This window comes from Vibrio sp. 03_296, assembly GCF_002265885.1.
This window is the reverse complement of sequence record NZ_NPKW01000818.1, coordinates 1-1021: the sequence shown is the minus strand read 5'-3', so window position 1 is coordinate 1021 and position 1021 is coordinate 1. Positions and strand designations below refer to the sequence as shown.

General features: G+C 45.9%; 1 protein-coding gene and 1 pseudogene. Both read right to left on the bottom strand.

Translation table 11 applies throughout. The features are described 5' to 3' along the window. Positions 1 to 58: 58 nt before the first annotated feature. Positions 59 to 295 carry a hypothetical protein gene (locus CIK04_RS34545; RefSeq protein ID WP_325205935.1) on the bottom strand — a complete coding sequence of 79 codons (237 nt, stop codon included), beginning with the start codon at positions 293 to 295 and terminating at the stop codon, positions 59 to 61. Next, positions 264 to 925 (bottom strand): annotated as a pseudogene (locus tag CIK04_RS28120) (DUF3413 domain-containing protein). The gene CIK04_RS34545 and the pseudogene CIK04_RS28120 overlap by 32 nt, the downstream one beginning before the upstream one ends. Between the last annotated feature and the right edge of the window lie 96 nt (positions 926 to 1021).

Sequence of the window (1021 nt, the reverse complement as noted above, 5' to 3'; positions counted from 1 at the left end):
AAATTGATAGCCCTGATCTTGGAGGACTTTCAAGAAAATGGGCGCGGTGCCTTGTGCTTTAATGCTGCTGGCGTAGCTGGTCGGCAGGCCATGAAAGGAAGCCAAAAATGCCATAGCCATCGTTACTTGAGCTGTAGTGGTTGGTAAACCATTGGTTGTTAGAGGCAAACTCAAACATATTTGGCATTTGTTCTGCCGAAAGACGATCGCTGCGTAAATTGTTTACGCTGATCATCAGTACATTGAGGTTGTTACCACGACGGTTAAACGTTAGCTGGTCTAATGGGTAACGCACCAACTCGACGTTGTTTTCGTTCGTTCCTAAACGTTTTAGTATTCATCACGATCCAGTAGACCATGTTTTCCATAAAGCTTTTCGCTGTCATTGGGTAAGACAACGGGAAGTTGGCTCTTTGGCTAGTCACGGGATTATAGAAATAAGCATCGGACCACATGTAGATCAGATGACTAACAATAAAGCAGACAAAGAAGACGGCGGCTAATGGGCGGCCAATATGTTTGTGTGCGAGTTTACGTTGTTTCTTCCACACCCATTCCGACAAACCAAGTTGCAGGAAAAAGATCAGCGGAAGCACAATAAACAGATGCTGGAGATCGGCGCTGAGAGCGGATTTGTCATCGCTAAACAGCAACTCCCAAACCACGGGGGTTAGGTGTAGGTTGATGCTCTGATACGCTTGTGTATCGATCAGCAGCACCGTCAATCCTGTGGTCGCAAAAACCACAGAAGTTAAACGGAATAACCGCTGCGAGTGACAATAAAAGTTAAAGGAAACAGAATCAGCAGGTATAAGGCAAACACCAAAAAGCCAAAATGACCAACCCAAGAGACAACCAGATAAAATTGCCCGAGTAGCGTTTCTGGCCAAGGGGACTGGGTGATATAACGCGTACCAATCAACATCGCAGCAATGATATTGAAAATGCGAACCAGTGACCCATCCAACTAACTCTGGATACGCGCTCGCCGTATGAGTTTCCGCTGTCAACCATGTCTGAT